At 65.0% G+C, this 2,370-nt stretch carries 3 protein-coding genes; all 3 read left to right on the top strand.

The window, feature by feature from the left end; all coding sequences use genetic code 11:
• Nucleotides 1-85 precede the first annotated feature (85 nt).
• The 3 genes from AB9K34_RS02120 (at nucleotide 86) to AB9K34_RS02110 (ending at nucleotide 2,340) form a co-directional block, all read left to right on the top strand.
• Nucleotides 86-388 (top strand): transposase, encoded by a 303-nt coding sequence (locus AB9K34_RS02120; RefSeq protein WP_369952797.1) that lies wholly within the window; start codon nucleotides 86-88, stop codon nucleotides 386-388.
• Nucleotides 382-687, top strand: coding sequence for an IS66 family insertion sequence element accessory protein TnpB (gene tnpB, locus AB9K34_RS02115; protein ID WP_369952796.1), 306 nt, complete (start codon nucleotides 382-384; stop codon nucleotides 685-687). Before AB9K34_RS02120 ends, tnpB begins: the two co-directional genes overlap by 7 nt.
• A 102-nt stretch (nucleotides 688-789) precedes the next feature.
• Entirely contained in the window at nucleotides 790-2,340 is a 1,551-nt protein-coding gene (locus AB9K34_RS02110; protein WP_369952795.1) for an IS66 family transposase, read from the top strand.
• Nucleotides 2,341-2,370 lie beyond the last annotated feature (30 nt).

The following is a 2,370-nucleotide window of genomic DNA, read 5'->3' as shown; positions in this document are numbered from 1 at the left end:
GTAAGCGTCGTCTCGACCCCACGTTGCTGATGATGGGTTCGGATGCGAGATGACTTCCATCTCATGATGGGGAGTGCGTTTCGCAATGTGCGCTACAAATTCGTTTCTCAAATCACTGGGCGTCGAGATTTACGCGTCGGGACATCGCCGGTGGCCGGATGAGGCCAAGGCCTTGGCCGTCTCGATGACCTTGGAGGCTGGTGCGACTGTAAATGCCGTGGCGGAGCGCTTTGGCATTCTGCCCAACCAACTCTCGGCATGGCGACGTGAAGCCAAACAGGGCAAGCTCGTGCTGCCTGCGGCAGAAGTCGAGGATTCTGTCTTTGCGCCTCTCGTGGTCTGCAAGGTCGCCGAGGAGGAAGCGCATCCGGAGGTGCATCCATGCTGATGCCCTCGCAGGGCGTGCGTATCCTGATGGCGACGAAGCCTGTCGACTTCCGGAAGGGCCATGATGGTCTCGCGGCTTTGGTTCAATCCGCGCTGGCCGAGGATCCATTCACCGGCACGGTCTTCGTCTTCCGGCCGAAGCGCGCCGACCGGTTGAAGATCCTGTTCTGGGACGGCAGCGGACTCGTGATGGCCTACAAACGGCTGGAAGAAAACACCTTCACTTGGCCCGCGATCCGCGACGGGGCAATGACCCTGAACCGGGCGCAGTTCGAGGCCCTGTTTGCCGGTTTGGACTGACGCCGGGTTCGATCTCTGGAGGTGCGCCGACCGGCTGTGGCAGAGTGACTCGGCCTATTGAATAACCGGGCACCGGCGCCCCGGGCCCGGTATAATCCAGCCATGCCCGACGCCCCGCCCATCGATCTGTCCGCGATCCCCGAGAGCCAGCGCGCCGCCGTTCTGGCGGTGCTGCAGGAAAACAGCGCCCTGAAGGAAGCCAACCGGCGGCTCGAGCATCTCGTGGCCGAGTTGAACCATGTCGTGCATGGCAAACGGTCCGAGAAGCTGAGTGATGACGACCGGCAGCTTGCCTTTGAAGACCTGGAAACCGCCGTCGCCGAGGTCGAGACCCGCAGGGAGCAGGCCGCCCCCTCTACCCAGACCCCGCGCGGGACACGGCAGCGCAATCTCGGCCATCTGCCCGCGGACCTGCCGCGCATCGAGCGTGTCATCGAACCGGCGAGCCTTGAGTACCCGTGTGGGTGCGGCCGCATGCACCGGATCGGCGAGGATCGGACCGAGCGGCTGGACATCGTGCCCGCGCAGCTTCGGGTGCTGGTCGACATCCGGCCGAAGTATGCCTGCCGCATCTGCTCGGATGGGGTCATTCAGGCTGTCGCCGCACCCCGACTGATCGAAGGCGGGCTGCCGACCGAAGGGGCCATCGCACATGTCCTGGTGTCCAAGTTCGCGGACCACCTGCCGTTTTACAGACAGAGCCAGATCCTTGCCCGCTCTGGCATTCAGGTCGACCGCAGCACCCTGGCGGACTGGGCAGGCACCGCCGCCTTCCACCTCGGCCTCGTGGTCGACCGGCTGGAGGAACACATCAAGTCATCCGGAAAGCTGTTCATGGATGAGACCACGGCTCCGGTCCTCGACCCCGGACGCGGCCGAACCAAGACCGGCTACCTCTGGGCCCTGGCCCGCGATGACCGCGGATGGGGCGGAGAAGACCCGCCCGATGTCGTCTTCACCTACCAGCCCAGCCGGGCCGGCGCCCACGCGGAGCAGATCCTTCAGGGCTTCGACGGTATCCTGCAGCTCGACGGCTACGCCGGTTATGACCGGCTGACGCGACCGGCCCGCAAGGGCGGCGCGCCGATCACGGTGGCCCACTGCTGGGCGCATGCGTGGCGCAAGCTGAAAGAGGTCTTCGACCGCGACGGCTCGGAAATCGCCGCCGAGGGCCTGCGCCGGATCGCTGAGTTCTACCGCATCGAAGCCGAGATCCGGGGCATGGGCCCGGGCCAACGTCTGTCGGCCCGTCAGGCCCGCAGCGCGCCCCTCGTGGCCGAGTTCGGTGATTGGCTGCAGGCACAGCGTCTGCGTATCTCGGCCAAGTCGCGGCTCGGCGAGAAGTTGACCTATATCCACGGACAGTGGGGCGGCCTGCAGACCTTCCTGCATGACGGTCGCGTCGAGATCGACTCCAACGCCATCGAGAACCTGATCCGCCCGAATGCCCTGACGAGAAAGAATGCGCTCTTCGCCGGACATGACGAGGGCGGCCGCACATGGGCCCGCATCGCTTCCCTGATCGCCACCGCGAAGATCAACGGCGTCGAACTATTCGCGTATCTCAGGGCGACCCTTGAGGTGATCGCCGCCGGTCACACAGCCAGCAAGATCGACGATCTGCTTCCCTGGAACTTCAATCCGTCAAGCTGATCCCGCGTGGGCCGCAGACACCGCTTACGG

Origin of the sequence: Sedimentitalea sp. XS_ASV28 (assembly GCF_041224545.1) — a bacterium.
Taxonomy (GTDB): domain Bacteria; phylum Pseudomonadota; class Alphaproteobacteria; order Rhodobacterales; family Rhodobacteraceae; genus Sedimentitalea.
The sequence above is the reverse complement of the archived record's forward strand: the minus strand, read 5'-3'. Positions and strand labels throughout refer to the sequence as shown.